Origin of the sequence: uncultured Reyranella sp., assembly GCF_945957355.1 — a bacterium.
GTDB lineage: Bacteria > Pseudomonadota > Alphaproteobacteria > Reyranellales > Reyranellaceae > Reyranella.
In genome coordinates this window covers 29,850-45,990 of the sequence record NZ_CAMFKM010000025.1, presented here as the reverse complement: position 1 = coordinate 45,990, position 16,141 = coordinate 29,850, and the positions used below count along the sequence as shown (strand labels likewise).

At 67.4% G+C, this 16,141-nt stretch carries 18 protein-coding genes; 11 read left to right on the top strand and 7 right to left on the bottom strand.

Annotated elements, in window-relative coordinates; genetic code table 11:
- Both Q0Q48_RS25995 and Q0Q48_RS25990 read left to right on the top strand, forming a co-directional pair.
- Window positions 1-744: GTP-binding protein (locus Q0Q48_RS25995; RefSeq protein WP_295144767.1), on the top strand; the 744-nt coding region annotated here is incomplete at its 5' end.
- 4 nt (window positions 745-748) lie between these two features.
- The gene (locus Q0Q48_RS25990) at window positions 749-1,792 is read left to right on the top strand and encodes a WD40 repeat domain-containing protein (protein ID WP_295144766.1); all 1,044 of its coding nucleotides are present in this window, start codon (window positions 749-751) and stop codon (window positions 1,790-1,792) included.
- Between the two features lies 1 nt (window position 1,793).
- Here Q0Q48_RS25990 and Q0Q48_RS25985 read toward each other — a convergent pair whose 3' ends face one another.
- Entirely contained in the window at window positions 1,794-2,999 is a 1,206-nt protein-coding gene (locus Q0Q48_RS25985) for a Bcr/CflA family multidrug efflux MFS transporter (RefSeq protein ID WP_295144763.1), read from the bottom strand.
- A gap of 53 nt (window positions 3,000-3,052) precedes the next feature.
- Between Q0Q48_RS25985 and moeB the strand changes: the two genes are divergently transcribed.
- From moeB to Q0Q48_RS25965, 4 genes are read left to right on the top strand one after another with little or no spacing between them, the layout of a single operon-like run.
- Window positions 3,053-3,841, top strand: coding sequence for a molybdopterin-synthase adenylyltransferase MoeB (gene moeB / locus Q0Q48_RS25980; RefSeq protein WP_295144761.1), 789 nt, complete (start codon window positions 3,053-3,055; stop codon window positions 3,839-3,841).
- Window positions 3,838-4,227: a DsrE family protein gene (locus Q0Q48_RS25975; RefSeq protein WP_295144758.1), complete on the top strand. Its 390-nt coding sequence runs from the start codon at window positions 3,838-3,840 to the stop codon at window positions 4,225-4,227. The genes moeB and Q0Q48_RS25975 overlap by 4 nt, the downstream gene beginning before the upstream one ends.
- Before the next feature lie 16 nt (window positions 4,228-4,243).
- Entirely contained in the window at window positions 4,244-5,221 is a 978-nt protein-coding gene (locus Q0Q48_RS25970) for an adenosine kinase (RefSeq protein WP_295144757.1), read from the top strand.
- Window positions 5,218-6,609, top strand: a complete 1,392-nt coding sequence (locus Q0Q48_RS25965) for an MFS transporter (protein WP_295144755.1) — start codon at window positions 5,218-5,220, stop codon at window positions 6,607-6,609. Before Q0Q48_RS25970 ends, Q0Q48_RS25965 begins: the two co-directional genes overlap by 4 nt.
- Before the next feature lie 187 nt (window positions 6,610-6,796).
- On the opposite strand, the gene phoB is transcribed toward Q0Q48_RS25965, so the two are convergent.
- The 6 genes from phoB to pstS all read right to left on the bottom strand — a co-directional run bounded on the left by phoB (window position 6,797) and on the right by pstS (window position 12,096).
- Window positions 6,797-7,489, bottom strand: a complete 693-nt coding sequence (gene phoB, locus Q0Q48_RS25960) for a phosphate regulon transcriptional regulator PhoB (protein ID WP_295144777.1) — start codon at window positions 7,487-7,489, stop codon at window positions 6,797-6,799.
- A 47-nt stretch (window positions 7,490-7,536) separates the two neighbouring features.
- Window positions 7,537-8,247, bottom strand: coding sequence for a phosphate signaling complex protein PhoU (gene phoU, locus Q0Q48_RS25955; RefSeq protein ID WP_295144753.1), 711 nt, complete (start codon window positions 8,245-8,247; stop codon window positions 7,537-7,539).
- Window positions 8,248-8,279: 32 nt separating this feature from the next.
- Window positions 8,280-9,104 (bottom strand): phosphate ABC transporter ATP-binding protein PstB, encoded by an 825-nt coding sequence (pstB, locus tag Q0Q48_RS25950; RefSeq protein WP_295144774.1) that lies wholly within the window; start codon window positions 9,102-9,104, stop codon window positions 8,280-8,282.
- 5 nt (window positions 9,105-9,109) lie between these two features.
- The gene (pstA, locus tag Q0Q48_RS25945; RefSeq protein ID WP_295144751.1) at window positions 9,110-9,982 is read right to left on the bottom strand and encodes a phosphate ABC transporter permease PstA; all 873 of its coding nucleotides are present in this window, start codon (window positions 9,980-9,982) and stop codon (window positions 9,110-9,112) included.
- 5 nt (window positions 9,983-9,987) lie between these two features.
- Entirely contained in the window at window positions 9,988-10,980 is a 993-nt protein-coding gene (gene pstC / locus Q0Q48_RS25940) for a phosphate ABC transporter permease subunit PstC (protein WP_295144748.1), read from the bottom strand.
- A 72-nt stretch (window positions 10,981-11,052) separates the two neighbouring features.
- Window positions 11,053-12,096: a phosphate ABC transporter substrate-binding protein PstS gene (pstS, locus tag Q0Q48_RS25935; protein ID WP_295144746.1), complete on the bottom strand. Its 1,044-nt coding sequence runs from the start codon at window positions 12,094-12,096 to the stop codon at window positions 11,053-11,055.
- Window positions 12,097-12,355: 259 nt separating this feature from the next.
- On the opposite strand from pstS, the gene phnG reads away from it, so the two are divergent.
- From phnG to phnK, 5 genes are read left to right on the top strand one after another with little or no spacing between them, the layout of a single operon-like run.
- The gene (gene phnG, locus Q0Q48_RS25930; RefSeq protein WP_295144744.1) at window positions 12,356-12,814 is read left to right on the top strand and encodes a phosphonate C-P lyase system protein PhnG; all 459 of its coding nucleotides are present in this window, start codon (window positions 12,356-12,358) and stop codon (window positions 12,812-12,814) included.
- Window positions 12,811-13,401, top strand: coding sequence for a phosphonate C-P lyase system protein PhnH (gene phnH / locus Q0Q48_RS25925; RefSeq protein WP_295144743.1), 591 nt, complete (start codon window positions 12,811-12,813; stop codon window positions 13,399-13,401). Before phnG ends, phnH begins: the two co-directional genes overlap by 4 nt.
- A 2-nt stretch (window positions 13,402-13,403) precedes the next feature.
- Entirely contained in the window at window positions 13,404-14,507 is a 1,104-nt protein-coding gene (locus tag Q0Q48_RS25920; RefSeq protein ID WP_295144740.1) for a carbon-phosphorus lyase complex subunit PhnI, read from the top strand.
- A gap of 3 nt (window positions 14,508-14,510) precedes the next feature.
- Entirely contained in the window at window positions 14,511-15,368 is an 858-nt protein-coding gene (locus Q0Q48_RS25915) for an alpha-D-ribose 1-methylphosphonate 5-phosphate C-P-lyase PhnJ (RefSeq protein WP_295144737.1), read from the top strand.
- Window positions 15,365-16,138: a phosphonate C-P lyase system protein PhnK gene (gene phnK / locus Q0Q48_RS25910; RefSeq protein WP_295144735.1), complete on the top strand. Its 774-nt coding sequence runs from the start codon at window positions 15,365-15,367 to the stop codon at window positions 16,136-16,138. The genes Q0Q48_RS25915 and phnK overlap by 4 nt, the downstream gene beginning before the upstream one ends.
- Window positions 16,139-16,141: the final 3 nt, after the last annotated feature.

The following is a 16,141-nucleotide window of genomic DNA, read 5'->3' as shown; positions in this document are numbered from 1 at the left end:
CTGATCCGCATCATCGAAGGGCTGATGAAGCGCAAGGACAAGTTCGACGGCATCCTGGTCGAGACGACCGGCCTCGCCGATCCCGGTCCCGTCGCGCAGACCTTCTTCACCGACGACGACGTCAAGGCGAAGACACGGCTGGACGCCATCGTCACGGTGATCGACGCCAAGCACTTCTTCGGCCAGCTCGAGCAGGGCAGCGAGGCCGAGCAGCAGGTCGCTTTCGCCGACGTGATCCTGCTCAACAAGACCGACCTGGTGAGCGAAGACGAGCTCAGGAAGGTCGAGGACAAGATCCGCGGCATCAACCGCTACGCCCGCATCTTCCACACGCAGAAGAGCCAGATCGAGCTCGACGCGATCCTCGACAAGGGCGCGTTCGATCTCGGCCGCATCCTCGAGTTCGAGCCGGACTTCCTGCACAGCGGCCACGACCACAATCACGAGGACGAGATCCGCAGCCTGTCGATCGCGGCCGACCGGCCGGTCGATCCCGACAGGTTCCAGAAGTGGATGGGCGCGCTGCTGCAGATCAAGGGCGCCGACATCTTCCGCAGCAAGGGCATCCTCGCCATCGACGGTGCGCCGCGCCGCTATGTCTACCAGGGTGTCCACATGATGATGGACAGCGCCTGGGGCACGCCGTGGAAGGACGGCGAGACGCGCGCGAGCAAGCTGGTCTTCATCGGCCGCAACCTCGACGGCGACAACCTCCAGCGCGGCTTCGAAGAGTGCCTGAAGTAGTCCCGTGAAGATCGATCTCGCCAATCCCGCCTGGCAGCAGACCCTGCCGCCGGCCCGCTCCCTCAGCTCCGACGCGCCTGTGGCCGCCTGCGCCTTCAACAAGGACGGCAGCACCGTTGCCTTCGCCCTGGGCGATGGCCAAGTCCGCGTCCTCCCCGCCGACATCAAGGCAGCCGCGCCCGATGCGGCGGCACCGCTGCACAAGGGCGTCGTGCTGTCGCTGGCCGGCGATCCGGCCGGCGACGGCTTCGTGAGCGGCGGCGACGACGGCCGCGTGCTGCGCATCGCTGCCGACGGCTCCGCGACGGAGCTGCTGGCGCAGAAGGGCAAATGGATCGAGCATCTCGTCGCCCACAAGACGGGCGCGATCGCGGCCTCGGCCGGCAAGACCATGTTCCTGTTCCGCGACGGCGAGGCCCGCGAGTTCGGCCCGCATCCCAGCACGGTGGCCGGCCTCGACTTCAGCAAGGACGGCAGCCGGGTCGCCTGTGCACATTACGGCGGCATCACCGTGTGGAGCCTGAGCAAGGACGTCGCCCTGCCGCCGCGGCGCTTCGCCTGGCAGGGCAGCCACGTGGCGCTGCGCTGGAGCACAGACGGCAAGTTCATCGCCACCGGCACGCAGGAGAACGACATCCATGTCTGGCGCGTGGCGCAGGCCACCGACATGCGCATGCAGGGCTATCCCGCCAAGGTGAAGTCGCTGTCGTGGACCGCCGACGCGCGCTTCCTCTACACCTCCTCGCAGCCGGTGTTCACCGCCTGGCCGTTCTCCGGCAAGGGCCCCGAAGGCAAGCCGCCGCTGCAGTTCGGCGACGAAGGCGCGGGCCTCATGACCGTGGTCGCCGCCCACCCGTCCGCCGAGTTCGTGGCCGGTGGCTACGACTCGGGCGAGCTGCAGCTCGGCGACATCCGGACCAGGCGCTCGGTCGTGCTCAAGATGGCCGACGGCGCCGCAATCACCTGCCTCGCCTGGTCGCCCGACGGCTTCAAGCTCGCCGTCGGCAATGACCGCGGCGATCTGCTGGTGATCGACCTGCGGCGCTGAGCTACCCCCGCCGCACCAGCGCGCGGTGCGAGATCAGGCAGAGGACGCCCGCGATGCCCATCGCCGTCGTCATCGGCGCGATGGTGCCGTCGAAGGTCTGCCCGACGATGGCGCCGAAGATCGCGCCGGCGCCGAATGTCATGACGCCCATCAGCGACGACGCCGTGCCCGCCATGTGCGGGTAGCGCTGCATCGCCATCGCCGTCGAATTGGGCGCGATCAGGCTCAGCGTCGCGATCTGGAAGACCATGCAAACCAGGAAGGGCCACAGGCCGATCGTGCCGTACCGGGCCTCGATCCAGCCCATGACCATCGCCGCTGCGCCGGACACGGCCGGAACGATCACCGCGAAGCGCAGGATGCGCCCTGCTCCCAGGAGGCGCACGAACCGCGCATTGAACAGGCTGCCGATGGTCATGAAGATCACCATGCCGCCGAACACCACGCCGTAGAAACGGGGCGAAATCCCGTAGCGCTCGATGAACACGAACGGCGATCCCGAGATGTACGAGAACAGGGCGGCGAACATGAAGGACGAGGTCAGGGCGTATCCCATGAAGGTGCGCGTGCTCAGCAACTCGCCGAATCGCTTCAGGATCTGGGTGAAGACCAGCGGCTGGCGATACTCAGGCTTCAGCGTCTCGGGCAGCTGGAACCACGCGACGACGAAGGCAATCACGCCGGCGGACGCCAGCACCCAGAAAATGGCGCGCCAACCGGCAAACCACATCACCTGGCCCCCGATCACGGGCGCCAGCATCGGCGCGATGGAGGTGCAGGCCATCATGAGCGACATGGCGCGCGCGGCGTGATCCTTCTCGGCAAGGTCGCGTACCATCGTGCGCGCCAGCACGACGCCGCCGCAGGCGGCGAGGCCCTGCAGGAAACGCAGGCCGATGAGATGGCCTGCCGCCGCCGCAAACGCACAACCGATGCTCGTCAGCACGTAGATCACCAGGCCGATGAGGATGACCGGGCGGCGGCCGAACCGGTCGCCCGCGGGGCCATAGAAGACCTGCCCCACGCCAAAGGCGAACATGAAGGCCGACAGCGTCAGCTGGATGTCGCCGGCCGAGGATTGGAGGTCGACCGCGATCACCGGCAGGGCCGGCAGGTACATGTCGATCGAAAGCGGGGTGAAGGCCGACAACAGCGCCAGCACCGCCAGGAGGAGCGGCGACAGGGTCGGACGGGTTGAGGTGTTCATTGCGCGGTGGCTCTACAGGCATCCATGGCGTCTCGCCATGCTATAAGCGGACCATGACATCGCTGCCTGACCTGTCGGAAACGCAGATCCGCCGTTACGCGCGACATATCGTGCTGGCGGAGATCGGCGGCATCGGCCAGTCGAAGCTGATTGCAGCGAAAGTCCTGGTCGTCGGCGCCGGCGGCCTCGGCGCACCCCTCCTGCAGTATCTGGCGGCGGCGGGTATCGGCACGCTGGGTGTGATCGACCACGACAGGGTCGATCTTTCGAACCTGCAACGGCAGGTGATTCACCGCACGTCCGACGTGGGTGTTTCCAAGGTCGAAAGCGCACGCCGCGCGCTGGAAGAGATCAACCCGGAAGTGAGCGTGCGGACCCATGACGAGCGCCTCACGGCGGACAATGCCGACCGCATCGTGTCGGGCTACGACGTCGTCGCCGACGGCAGCGACAACTTCGCCACGCGCTACCTGCTGAATGACGTCTGCTACCGGCTCCGCAAGACGCTGGTCTCGGCGGCGATCCTGCGCTTCGACGGCCAGATCTCGACCTACAAGGCGTGGCAGGGCGCGGGCCATCCCTGCCTGCGCTGCCTTTTTCCCGAAGCACCATCCGAAGACGCCGTGCCGAGCTGCGCGCAGGCCGGCGTGCTGGGCGCGCTGGCCGGCACGCTGGGTACCCTGCAGGCCACCGAAGTGGTGAAGGAGATCCTGGGCGTCGGCCGCTCGCTCTCGGGATCGCTGCTGATGTACGACGCGCTCAATGCCTCCTTCGAGACCCTGACGGTGACGAAGCGGCCCGACTGCCCGACCTGCGACGTCTCCGCGGGAGCCGCGCTGTGAGCGAAGGCGGCCTTTCGGTCATCCTGCGCTCCGACGACTACGAGAGCGTCCATTACGGCCTCGCCCTGGCAGCGGCCGCGCTGGCCGTCAACAAGCCGGCCGTCCTGTTCTTCACCATGGGGGGCATCCGCGCCCTGCAAGGCTCTCCGCCGGCGTTGCGCGACTGGGCGCGCGATGCCGCCAACCGCGCGCGCGGCGTCGGCGACTTCGAGACGCTGCTGCAGGCCTGCGTCGAGCTTGGCGCGCGCCTGATCGTGTGCGAAATGGGCCTGCGGTCGCTCGACATCGATCGTGCGGGCCTGCGGGCCGACGTACCGTTCACGGTCGCCGGCATCGTCACCTTGCTGGAAGAGACCAAGCCGGGCATGCACCTGGTATCACTGTGACTGTGTGGGAGACTTCATGACATCCGCCCCCTTCGACGTGCTGGGAATCGGCAACGCCATCGTCGACGTCATCGCACGCTCCGACGACGCCTTCCTCGGCCAGCACGGCCTGGTGAAGGGCAGCATGATGCTGATCGACGAGGCCCGCGCCGAGCAGCTCTACGAGGGCATGGGGCCCGGCATCGAGGTGTCCGGCGGCTCCTGCGGCAACACGATGGCCGGCATCGCCTCGTTCGGCGGCAAGGGCGCCTATATCGGCAAAGTGCGCGACGACCAGCTCGGCAAGGTGTTCGGCCACGACCTCAAGGCGACGGGCGTGTCCTTCGCGACGCCGGCCGCGACGGAGGGCCCGGCGACGGCGCGCTGCCTGATCCTGGTGACGCCCGACGCCCAGCGGACCATGAACACCTATCTCGGCGCCTGCACGGGTCTCGGGCCGGCCGACATCGACGCCAAGCTCGTCGCCTCGGCCCAGGTTACCTATGTCGAGGGCTACCTCTGGGACGCGCCGGCCGCCAAGCAGGCGGTGCTCAAGGCCTTCGACGCCGCCCGCGCCGCCGGCCGCAAGGTTTCGATCACCCTGTCGGATTCGTTCTGCGTCCATCGCTACCGCGAGGAGTTCCGCGACCTGATCCGCAACAAGGTCGACATCCTGTTCGGCAACGAGTCCGAGATCAAAGCGCTCTACGAGGTCGAGACCTTCGAGGAAGCGCTCGAGGCCACCCGCAAGGAGGCGAAGATCGCCGCGCTGACGCGCAGCGAGAAGGGCTCGGTCGTGATCAAGGGCAGCGAAACCTACGAGGTTCCGGCGGCCCCGGTTGCCAAGGTCGTCGACACGACCGGCGCAGGCGATCTCTACGCCGCGGGCTTCCTGTTCGGCTTCACGCACGGCAAGCCGCTGGCTGAATGCGCGCGGCTGGGCGGCATTGCCGCGGCCGAGGTCATCTCCCATGTCGGCGCCCGCCCCGAGCTGCCGCTCAAGGGCCTGATTTGAGCGCTGGCGCACAGCCGCCGGGCTGGCGGGAGTCGCTCGCGACTTACCGCCATCCCCGCGTCGTCCAGTTCCTGTTTCTCGGCTTCTCGGCCGGGCTGCCCTTCCTGCTGGTCTTCTCGACCCTGTCGGCGTGGCTGCGCGAGTATGGCATCAGCCGTACCGCCATCGGTTTCATCAGCTGGATCGGCATCACCTATTCGTTCAAGTTCGTCTGGTCGCCGGTCGTCGATCGCGTGCCGCTGCCGCTGCTGACGCGCTGGCTGGGACGGCGTCGTTCCTGGATGCTGCTGGCCCAGAGCGGCATCGCGGGCGGCCTGCTCGCCATGGCGTTCTGCGACCCGCGGACCGACCTCTGGTGGATGGTCGTCTTCGCGCTGATCGTCGCCTTCTCCTCGGCAACGCAGGACATCGCCCTCGACGCCTGCCGCATTGAGGCGACCGACGCGAGCCTGCAGGGAGCGACGGCCGCGACCTATCAGCTGGGCTACCGCATCGCCGTCCTCGCCGCCGGCGCAGGCGCCCTCTACGTGGCGCAGTTCGTCTCCTGGACGGCGGCCTACCAGACGATGGCGGCGCTCGGCCTCGTCGGCATACTCACGACCCTCCTGATCACGGAGCCGGAGCGCCGCGCCACCGCGGGGACGACCGAACTCGAAGGCAAGGTCGCGACCTTCGCCGCAGGGCTCGGAAGCATGCCGGGCTGGGTCCGCAAGGCGCTGATCTTCGTCTATGGCGCGATCGTCTGCCCGTTCGTCGATTTCTTCGCGCGCTTCCGCTGGATGGCCGTCCTGCTGCTGCTGTTCATCGGCCTGTTCAGGCTGTCGGACATCGCCATGGGCGTCATGGCCAACCCGTTCTACATCGACATGGGCTTCAGCAAGGACCAGATCGCCGACGTCTCGAAGATCTTCGGGTTCGTGATGACGATCCTGGGCGCGCTGCTCGGCGGCGCGCTGGTGTTCCGCATGGGCGCGGCGCGGTTGCTGGCGCCGGCGGTGTTCCTGATCGCGGCAAGCAATCTCACCTTCTCCTGGCTCGCCTGGGTCGGACAGCCCGACCTCACGATCCTCACCATCGCCATCAGCGTCGACAACCTGGTGGGCGGCATGTCCGGCTCGATCTTCATCGCCTTCCTGTCGGGCCTGACCAACACGGCCTACACGGCGACGCAGTATGCGCTCTTCACCTCGATCATGACCCTGCCCGGCAAACTGCTGGGCGGCTCCTCGGGATGGGTCGTCGACCGGCTGCAGGAAGACTTCACCGCCACCCACAAGTTCGGCGGCTACGCGATCTTCTTCGTCTACACGGCGCTGCTCGGCCTGCCCGCGCTGGTGCTGGCGGTGATCGTTCGCCGTCACTTCGAAAAAGAAACCCCTCCTTCCTGACGGAAGGAGGGGTCAGTGGCTCGGCTGCGGTTGTCGTGTCCGAGCCGGGGAACCGGCCCATTCCGGGGAGCGGGGCGTGGGGGCCTGCAAGGAACGGGCAAGCTCTCTCTAGGCCTCCGACGCTACAAAAACGTTACTGGGCGTGTGGAAAACCCGCGGGGCGCAACCGCTTTTCCCTCGCGCCGGATCAGCCCGGCGTCGAATCGAGCGCGTAGCCGGCGGCACGGACGGTGCGGATCACATCGGTATGATTGTCGCTGTTCAGGGCGATGCGCAGGCGGCGGATGTGGACGTCGACGGTTCGGGCCTCGACATAGACGTCCTTGCCCCACACCGAATCGAGGAGCTGCTCGCGCGAGAAGACGCGGCCCGGATGCTCCATGAAGTGACGGAGCAGGCGGAACTCGGTGGGGCCGAGATGCAGCGGCTTGCCGCCGCGCGTCACGCGATGCGCCACCAGGTCCATGACGATGTCGGCGTAAGACAACGCCTCGTCGGCCAGCGCCGGGCGAATGCGCCGCAGCACGGCACGGATGCGCGCCACCAGCTCGGTGGGCGAGAAGGGTTTCGGGACGTAATCGTCGGCACCGGCGTCGAGGCCGCGCACACGGTCGCCCTCCTCGCCGCGCGCCGTCAGCATGATGATCGGCACGTTGGCGGTCGATGTCTGACGGCGCAGCTGGCGGCAGACCTCGATGCCCGACATCAGGGGCAGCATCCAGTCGAGCAGGATGAGGTCGGGCACATCTTCCTGCACGGAGCGCAGCGCCTCTTCGCCATCGTAAGCGACGGCGACCTTGAAGCCCGACTGCTCGAGATTGTAGCGCAGCAGCTCGACCAGCGCCGTCTCGTCCTCGACGATCAGCACGTGCGGCTTCATGGACGAGGTCGGCGCGTCGCGACGCGTTGGGCTGGTGGCCACCATACTCACGGCGTGCTGCCCGCGGCGTATATCGCCTCGCTGCCCTTCGGCCGGACCTCGTCGAAGCCGTGGCCTGTCGTGCGGAAGCTCACCAGCTCGGCGATGTTGGTGACGTGATCGCCGGCCCGTTCGATGTTCTTGGCCATGAACATGAGATGCGTGCACGCGGTGATCGTGCGCGGATCCTCCATCATATAGGTGAGCAGCTCGCGGAACAGGCCCGTATAGACCTGGTCGATCTCCTCGTCGCGTTCCCACACGTCGCGCGCCTTGACGACGTCGCCATGGGCGAAGGCGTCGAGGACGTCCTTGAGGGCGGCGCGCACCAGGCGGCCCAGCCGGTCGATGCCGGCGACCCCCGAGACCGGCGGCGCCATCTGGGCCAGCACGATGCTGCGCTTGGCTGTGTTCTTCGCATAGTCGGCGATGCGTTCGAGGGCGGCCGCGATCTTGATCGACGACAGGATGACGCGCAGGTCGACCGCCATCGGCTGGCGCAGCGCCAGCAGCCGCACGGTCTGCTCCTGCACCGCCACGTCGAGCGCATCCACGCGCGGATCCTCGACGATCACCTTCTCCGCGATCTCCGTGTCGCGATCGCGCAGGGCACGAAGCGCCTGTGCGAGCTGGCTCTCGGCCAGGCCGCCCATCTCGCTGATCGTGGCGCTCAGCCGCTCCAGCTCCTCGTCGAACCGCTTCAGGGTATGCTCGGGCATGATCTGTCCCTTCTTCTCGTTCTCGTGGCCGCTCAGCCGAACCGGCCGGTGATGTAGGCCTGGGTGCGCTTGTCGGTCGGGGTGGTGAACAAAGTGGCGGTCGCGCCGAACTCGACCAGTTCGCCCAGGTACATGAAGGCGGTGAAGTCCGAGACGCGGGCGGCCTGCTGCATGTTGTGGGTCACGATGACGATCGTGTAGTCCTGCTTCAGCTCGTCGATCAGCTCCTCGATCTTGGCCGTCGAGATCGGATCGAGCGCCGAGCAGGGTTCGTCGAACAGGATGACTTCGGGCTTCACCGCCACGGTGCGGGCGATGCAGAGCCGCTGCTGCTGGCCACCCGACAGGCTCTGGCCGCTGGCGTTCAGCTTGTCCTTGACCTCGTCCCACAGCGCGCCGCGACGCAGCGCGTGCTCGACCCGGCCGTCGAGCTCCGACTTGGGCAGGTTCTCGTAGAGACGGATGCCGAAGGCGATGTTCTCGTAGATCGACATCGGGAACGGCGTCGGCTTCTGGAACACCATGCCGATGCGCGCGCGCAGCAGGTTGATGTCCTGGCCGTCGCGCAGGAGATTGTCGCCGTCGAACATCACTTCGCCGGTGGCGCGCTGACCGGGATAGAGGTCGTACATCCGGTTCAGGATGCGCAGCAGGGTCGACTTGCCGCAGCCCGAGGGTCCGATGAACGCCGTCGCCTTGTTGGCGTAGAGCGACATGGTGATGCCCTTGAGCGCCCGGCTGTCGCCGTAGAAGAATTCGAGGTTCTTGATCGAAATCTTGGGCGTGAGCGTCGAGACGTCGAGCTTGGCGTGGCTCGCGACGGGAACGGCGACGCTGGGCGTTTCCGAGGATTGCATGGACATCAGGATTTCCTCGCGGAGGTGAGCGAACGGGCCAGGATGCTGAGCCCCAGGACGGTGACGGTGATCAGGAGCGCGCCGGTCCAGGCGAGCTTCTGCCATTCGGCATAGGGCGACAGGGCGAACTGGAAGATGACCACCGGCAGGCTGGGCATCGGCTGGTTCATGTTCATGCTCCAGAACTGGTTGTTCAGGGCGGTGAACAGGAGCGGCGCGGTTTCGCCGCTGATGCGGGCGATGGCCAGCAGGACGCCGGTGACGATACCTGCCTGCGCCGCACGATAGGCGATGCGGACGATCATGTGGGCGCGCGGCAGGCCGATCGAGGCGGCGGCCTCGCGCAGCGTGTCGGGCACCAGGCTCAGCATGTCCTCGGTCGTGCGGACCACGACGGGGATCACGATGACCGCGAGCGCGACCGCGCCGGCCCATCCCGAGAAGTGGCCCATCGGCGCCACCATGATCTCGTAGACAAACAGGCCGATCACGATCGACGGCGCGCTGAGCAGGATGTCGTTGATGAAGCGCACGACGCTCGAGAGCTTGTCGTGACGGCCGTACTCGGCGAGGTAGGTGCCGGCCAGGATGCCGATCGGCGTGCCGATGATCACGGCCAGGATCGTCATCACGAGGCTGCCGACGATCGCGTTGAGCAGGCCGCCCGCGGCGCCCGGCGGCGGCGTATTCTCGGTGAACACCGAAAGCGAGAGCCCGCCGATTCCCTGGTAGAGCAGGACGCCGAGGATCAGGACCAGCCAGCCCAGGCCGAAGATCGTGGCGGCGAGCGCCAGTCCCTTGGCGATGGCATTGCGGCGACGGCGGCCCGCGTAGAGCGGACTGTCGATGGCGGCCGTCTTGGAGGTGGTGATGGCCATTGACGTTACCTCCCCTGCCGCTGCAGGCGGAGCAGCATGTAACGCGCGATCGCCAGCACGCAGAAGGTGATGAAGAAGAGGATGAGGCCGAGCGCGATCAGCGACGAGGTGTAGAGGTCGCCCACCGCCTCGGTGAATTCGTTGGCGATCGAGGCCGAAATCGTCGTGCCGGGAGCGAACAGCGAGGCCGAGACGTGATGGGCGTTGCCGATCACGAAGGTGACGGCCATCGTCTCGCCCAGCGCGCGGCCGAGGCCCAGCATGAAGCCGCCGATGACGCCCACCCGCGTGAACGGCAGGACGACGTGGCGGAACACTTCCCAGGTCGTGCAGCCGACGCCGTAGGCGGCTTCCTTGAGGACCGGCGGCACCGCGTCGAACACGTCGCGCGAGATCGAGGTCACGAAGGGCAGGACCATGATGGCGAGGATCAGGCCGGCGGTGAACATGCCGATGCCGTAGGGCGGGCCCGCGAACAGCGTCGACAGGACCGGCACGTTCTCGAACGCGCCGATGAAGAAGGGCTGCACGTACTGCTGCAGGAACGGCGCGAACACGAACAGGCCCCAGATGCCGTAGATGATGCTGGGAATGCCGGCGAGCAGCTCGATGGCGATGCCGATCGGGCGGCGCAGCGCCTTCGGGCAGAGCTCGGTGAGGAAGAAGGCGACCATCAGGCCGACCGGCACCGCGATCAGCATGGCGATGAGGGACGTGACCAGGGTGCCGAAGATCGGCGCCAGCGCACCGAACCGCTCGGTCACCGGGTTCCAGGATTCGTCGAACAGGAAGCCGAAGCCGAAGGTGCCGAGCGCGGGCGCCGCGCCGATGATGAGGGCGATGATGACGCCGCTCAGCAGGGCGAGCACGGCGAGCGAGGCGCCGCGCGTGAGCCCGTGGAATATCGAGTCGGTCAGCCTCAGGCGTCGCAACACGGCTGCCCGCGAGGCCGATCCCGCCGCCGGTGCGCTGGCGCCCTTTAGTGCAACTTCACTCACGTCCCGTTCCCCCGAAGCCATTCAACTCCCCAAGAATGAGGGGCGGGTGTCACCACCCGCCCCGTCGCGATCCTAGTTGGTCGGCGAGTAGAGCGGCTTGCCGTCCGCGCTCTTGATCTCGGCCTGCCACATCTTCTGGATGTCGCCCACGACGTTGGCCGGCATCGGCACGTAGTCGAGCTCCTCGGCAGCCTTGGCGCCCTTGGCATAGGACCAGGCGAAGAACTTCAGCGCCTCGGCGGTCTCGGCGGCCTTCTCCGGCTTCTTGTAGAGCAGGATCCAGGTCGCGGCGGTCATCGGCCAGGACTGGTCGCCGGGCTGGTTGGCGAGGATCACGCCGTAGCCGGGCTGCGACTTCCAGTCGGCGTTGGCGGCGGCGGCCTGGAACGCGGCCGAGGTCGGCTCGACCGTCTTGCCGGCCTTGTTGACCATCTTGGTGTGGATCAGCTTGTTCTGCTTGGCGTAGGCGTACTCGACATAGCCAATCGAGCCCTTGGTCTGCGCCACGTTGCCGGCGACGCCCTCGTTGCCCTTGGCGCCGATACCCACCGGCCACTGCAGCGCCGTGCTCACGCCGACCTTCGTCTTCCAGTCCGGGCTCACGTCGGCCAGGTAGTAGGCGAAGTTGTAGGTCGTGCCCGATCCGTCCGAACGGCGCACCGGGACGATGGCCTGCTTGGGCAGCTTGACGTTCGGATTGAGCTTGACGATCGCCGGGTCGTCCCAGCTCTTCACTTCACCCAGATAAATCCTGGCAACGGTCGGACCGTCGAGGGTCAGTTCGCCCGGCTTGATACCTTCGAGGTTCACGACGGGGACGATCGCGCCCATCACCATCGGGAACTGCGCGAGCCCGGTCTCGTCGAGATCCTTGCCCGATAGAGGCGCGTCGGTGGCGCCGAAGGTCACGGTCTTGGCCTTGATCTGCTTGATGCCGCCGCCCGAGCCGATCGACTGGTAGTTGAGACCGTTACCGGTCTCCTTCTTGTAGCTGTCGGCCCACTTGGCATAGATCGGGTAGGGGAAGGTGGCGCCGGCGCCGGAAATGTCGATGGCATAGGCAGCCGCCGGCGACAGCGCGAAAGCTGCCGTAAGGACGATCTTGGTAAGGTTCACGGGGTTTCTCCTTCGGTGAATTTCGAAGCGCCCGTCATCTAGGAGCCGTACGTCTCCCTCATATGACGGATATGTGACAATCCGGTTACAGAGACGGCCTGCCCGACACGATGCCCCTCGGCCGGCCATGAATAATTGACCCAAATCAAGGGGTTGGCGGCCGGGCCCGGCGTCGGCATCCCGTCACATTAATTTAACGCCGCGCCCTCGGAACCGTAACGCAGGCCCTCGAAGGTGCGCCCCTTTCGAGAGCATCCCCATGTCGTCCACCTCCATGATCGCGCACCGCCAGCGATGGCTTTCCGTCCTTGCAAAGGCGCCCGGTACGCGGCTCGCTTCCCTCTGGCAGGCGGTCGGACCGATACCTGCCTACACCGTCCTCCGTCGACCCGAGATCGGGCTGGTAATGGTGCAGGGCCGCATTTCCGGCACCGGCGCACCCTTCTGCGCGGGTGAAATGACGGTGACGCGCGCGGCCGTGCGACTGGACAGCGGCGAGATGGGCTTCGGCTATGTCCGGGGCCGCGATGCACGGCATGCCGAAATCGTCGCCGCGGTGGATGCGCTCGGCCAGCGCGCCGAATGGGTCGAGACGCTCGAAGCCGCGATCGTGACACCGCTCGCCGATGAAGCCGAGGCCCGGCACCGCCTGATCGCCGCGCGTGCCGCCGCCACCCGGGTCGACTTCTTCACCGTCGCCCGTGAGGGCGGCGCATGAGCACGACGGTTCTCGCCCCCGGCTTCACCAATGCGCCGCACGATGCGCAACGCCTGTTCCGCGGCGTGCTCGATGCCTTCTCCCATCCCGGCCGCATCGTCGAGTTGCGCGATGCGCCGGCCGGCCCGGGCACGCTGAGCACCGCCGCGATCGGCTTCCTGCTGACCTTCGCCGACCGCGAGACGCCGCTTTGGCTCGAGGCCGGGATCGACAAGCAGGAGGTCCGCGACTTCCTGCGCTTCCACGCCGGTGCGCCGATCGTCCAGGCGCGCGAGGCCGCGACCTTCGGCGTGATCGTCGCCGGCGGCGGCGAGCCCTTCGCCGGCTTCGCCATCGGCACCGATACCTATCCCGACCGCGCCGCAACCTTGGTGATCGAAGTGCCGGCGCTCGACGGCGGCCAGCCCGCGATCTGGCGGGGGCCCGGCATCGACAGAGAGGTCCGCGTCGCAATCGACGGGCTGGGCGACGGCTTCTGGCCGGCCTGGTCCGCCAACCACGCTCTCTTTCCCTGCGGCGTCGACCTCGTCTTCGCCTCCGGATCCCGACTCATCGCGCTGCCGCGCAGCGTCGCCGTGGAGGCCTGACCATGTATGTAGCGGTCAAGGGCGGTGAGACCGCCATCGCCCATTCGCTGGATTTCGTGGCCGACAAGCGCCGCGGCGACCGCGATGTCTCCGAGCTGTCGCTCGAACAGATCGACCAGCAGCTCGGCCTCGCCGTCGACCGCGTCATGACCGAAGGCTCCTGCTACGACCGCAGCCTCGCGGCTCTCGCCATCAAGCAGGCGCGCGGCGACCTGATCGAGGCGATCTTCCTGCTGCGCGCCTATCGCACCACCCTGCCCCGCTTCGGCGCGTCGGAGCCGCTCGACACCACCCGCATGGTGGCGGAGCGGCGCATCTCCGCGACCTTCAAGGACGTGCCGGGCGGCCAGGTCCTGGGCCCGACCTACGACTATACCCACCGCCTGCTGGACTTCTCGCTGGCCGCCGCGGGCGAACGTCCCGAAGCACCGACCGCGCCGGCCGATGCCGCGCACACCCTGCCGCGCGTCGGCGACATCCTGCAGCGCGACGGGCTGCTCGAGCCGCCGCCGTCCCGGCTCAACGGCGAAGCGGGCGACCTGACGCGCGAGCCGCTGGTGCTGCCGGCCGACCGGTCGCTGCGTCTGCAGAACCTGGCGCGCGGCGATGAAGGTTTCCTGCTGGCGCTCGGCTATTCGACGCAGCGCGGCTACGGCAACAACCACCCCTTCGTCGGCGAGATCCGCTACGGCCACGTGCCGGTGTCGTTCGTGCCGGAGGAGCTGGGCTTCGCCATCGAGATCGGCGAGATCGAAGTGACCGAGTGCGACATGGTCAACCAGTTCGCCGGATCGCACGACGTGCCGCCGCAGTTCACGCGCGGTTATGGCCTCGCCTTCGGACATGTCGAGCGCAAGGCGATGTCCATGGCCCTGGTGGATCGTGCGCTGCGGGTCGATGAGCTCGGCGAGGCCGTGACCTCGCCCGCGCAGGACGAGGAATTCGTGCTGGCCCACAGCGACAATGTCGAGGCCTCGGGCTTCGTGCAGCACCTCAAGCTGCCGCACTATGTCGACTTCCAGTCCGAGCTGGTGGTGGTACGGGCGTTGCGCGCCGAGGTCGAGAAACGCCTCGAGCAGGCCGCCCTTGCCCAGGCGGCGGAGTGAACAATGCCTGACACGACGATCCAGAACACGCTCCCGCAGGACGGTGCGTACAACTACGCCTACCTCGACGAGCAGACCAAGCGGATGATCCGGCGCGCCATCCTGAAGGCGGTGGCGGTACCGGGCTACCAGGTCCCGTTCGGCGGCCGCGAGATGCCGCTGCCCTATGGCTGGGGCACCGGCGGCATCCAGGTGACCGCCGCCCTCATCGGCCGCGACGACACGCTAAAGGTGATCGACCAGGGCGCCGACGACACCACGAACGCCGTCTCGATCCGCCGGTTCTTCGCCCGGGTCGCCGACGTCGCCACGACGACCCATACCGAGGAAGCCACCATCATCCAGACACGGCATCGCGTGCCCGAGACGCCGCTTAAGGACGGCCAGATCCTGGTCTTCCAGGTGCCGATTCCCGAGCCGCTGCGCATGCTCGAACCGCGCGAGACCGAGACGCGGACCCTGCATGCACTGTCGGAATACGGCGTCATGCAGGTGAGCCTCTACGAGAGCATCGCCCGCCACGGCCGCATCGCCAAGACCTACAACTATCCGGTGATGGTGAACGGGCGTTACATCATGAGCCCCTCGCCGATCCCGAAGTTCGACAATCCCAAACTCGATCACAGCGCCGCACTGCAGCTCTACGGTGCGGGTCGCGAGAAGCGCATATATGCCGTACCGCCGCACACGCCGGTTAAGAGTCTCGATTTCGACGACCATCCGTTCGAGATCGAGACCTGGACCGAGAGCTGCGCGCTCTGCGGATCGACGGAGAGCTTCCTCGACGAGATGATCGTCGACGACACCGGCAAGCGCCTGTTCGTCTGCTCCGACACCGACTACTGCGAGAGCCGGCGATGAGCAGTCCACTCCTCTCCGCCTGCCGCGTCACCAAGCGCTTCGGCGGCCGCACCGCCTGTCACGACGTGAGCTTCGACCTGTGGCCCGGCGAGGTGCTGGGCATCGTGGGCGAGTCGGGCTCGGGCAAGACGACCCTCCTCAATTGCCTGGCCGGGCGCCTCGTCCCCGACGGCGGATCCGTCGCCTACGAGACGAGGTCCGCCGGCATCGTGGACGTACACCACCTTTCCGAGGCCCGACGCCGGCTGCTGGCGCGGACCGAATGGGGCTTCGTTAACCAGGACGCCCGCGAGGGACTGCGCATGGGCGTCAGCGCCGGCGCCAACATCGGCGAGCGGCTGATGGCCGTTGGTGCGCGCCACTACGGCGAGATCCGCGGCCAGGCCATCGACTGGATGGCCCGGGTCGAGATCGATGCCGACCGCATCGACGACCGGCCCACGACCTATTCCGGCGGCATGCGCCAGCGCCTGCAGATCGCCCGCAACCTGGTGAGCAATCCGCGGCTGGTCTTCATGGACGAGCCGACCGGCGGCCTCGACGTCTCGGTGCAGGCACGCATCCTCGACCTGCTGCGCGGCCTCGTCGAAGGGCTGCACCTGTCGGCGGTGCTGGTGACCCACGATCTCGGAGTCGCGCGACTGCTGACGCATCGGCTGATGGTGATGCAGGGCGGCGCGGTCGTGGAGCAGGGGCTCACCGACCAGGTGCTCGACGATCCGCAGCATCCCTACACCCAGATGCTCGTCGCCTCGATCCTGCCGGTGTAACGA

What these genes read in the sequence shown, in the direction of transcription:
- pstB (WP_295144774.1), bottom strand. Translation starts at nt 9,104, where the DNA reads ATGCAATCCTCGGAAACGCCCAGCGTCGCCGTTCCCGTCGCGAGCCAC.
- Q0Q48_RS25915 (WP_295144737.1), top strand. Translation starts at nt 14,511, where the DNA reads ATGCCTGACACGACGATCCAGAACACGCTCCCGCAGGACGGTGCGTAC.
- phoU (WP_295144753.1), bottom strand. Translation starts at nt 8,247, where the DNA reads ATGCCCGAGCATACCCTGAAGCGGTTCGACGAGGAGCTGGAGCGGCTG.
- Q0Q48_RS25970 (WP_295144757.1), top strand. Translation starts at nt 4,244, where the DNA reads ATGACATCCGCCCCCTTCGACGTGCTGGGAATCGGCAACGCCATCGTC.
- phnG (WP_295144744.1), top strand. Translation starts at nt 12,356, where the DNA reads ATGTCGTCCACCTCCATGATCGCGCACCGCCAGCGATGGCTTTCCGTC.
- pstA (WP_295144751.1), bottom strand. Translation starts at nt 9,982, where the DNA reads ATGGCCATCACCACCTCCAAGACGGCCGCCATCGACAGTCCGCTCTAC.
- phnK (WP_295144735.1), top strand. Translation starts at nt 15,365, where the DNA reads ATGAGCAGTCCACTCCTCTCCGCCTGCCGCGTCACCAAGCGCTTCGGC.
- phnH (WP_295144743.1), top strand. Translation starts at nt 12,811, where the DNA reads ATGAGCACGACGGTTCTCGCCCCCGGCTTCACCAATGCGCCGCACGAT.
- moeB (WP_295144761.1), top strand. Translation starts at nt 3,053, where the DNA reads ATGACATCGCTGCCTGACCTGTCGGAAACGCAGATCCGCCGTTACGCG.
- Q0Q48_RS25920 (WP_295144740.1), top strand. Translation starts at nt 13,404, where the DNA reads ATGTATGTAGCGGTCAAGGGCGGTGAGACCGCCATCGCCCATTCGCTG.
- Q0Q48_RS25985 (WP_295144763.1), bottom strand. Translation starts at nt 2,999, where the DNA reads ATGAACACCTCAACCCGTCCGACCCTGTCGCCGCTCCTCCTGGCGGTG.
- phoB (WP_295144777.1), bottom strand. Translation starts at nt 7,489, where the DNA reads ATGAAGCCGCACGTGCTGATCGTCGAGGACGAGACGGCGCTGGTCGAG.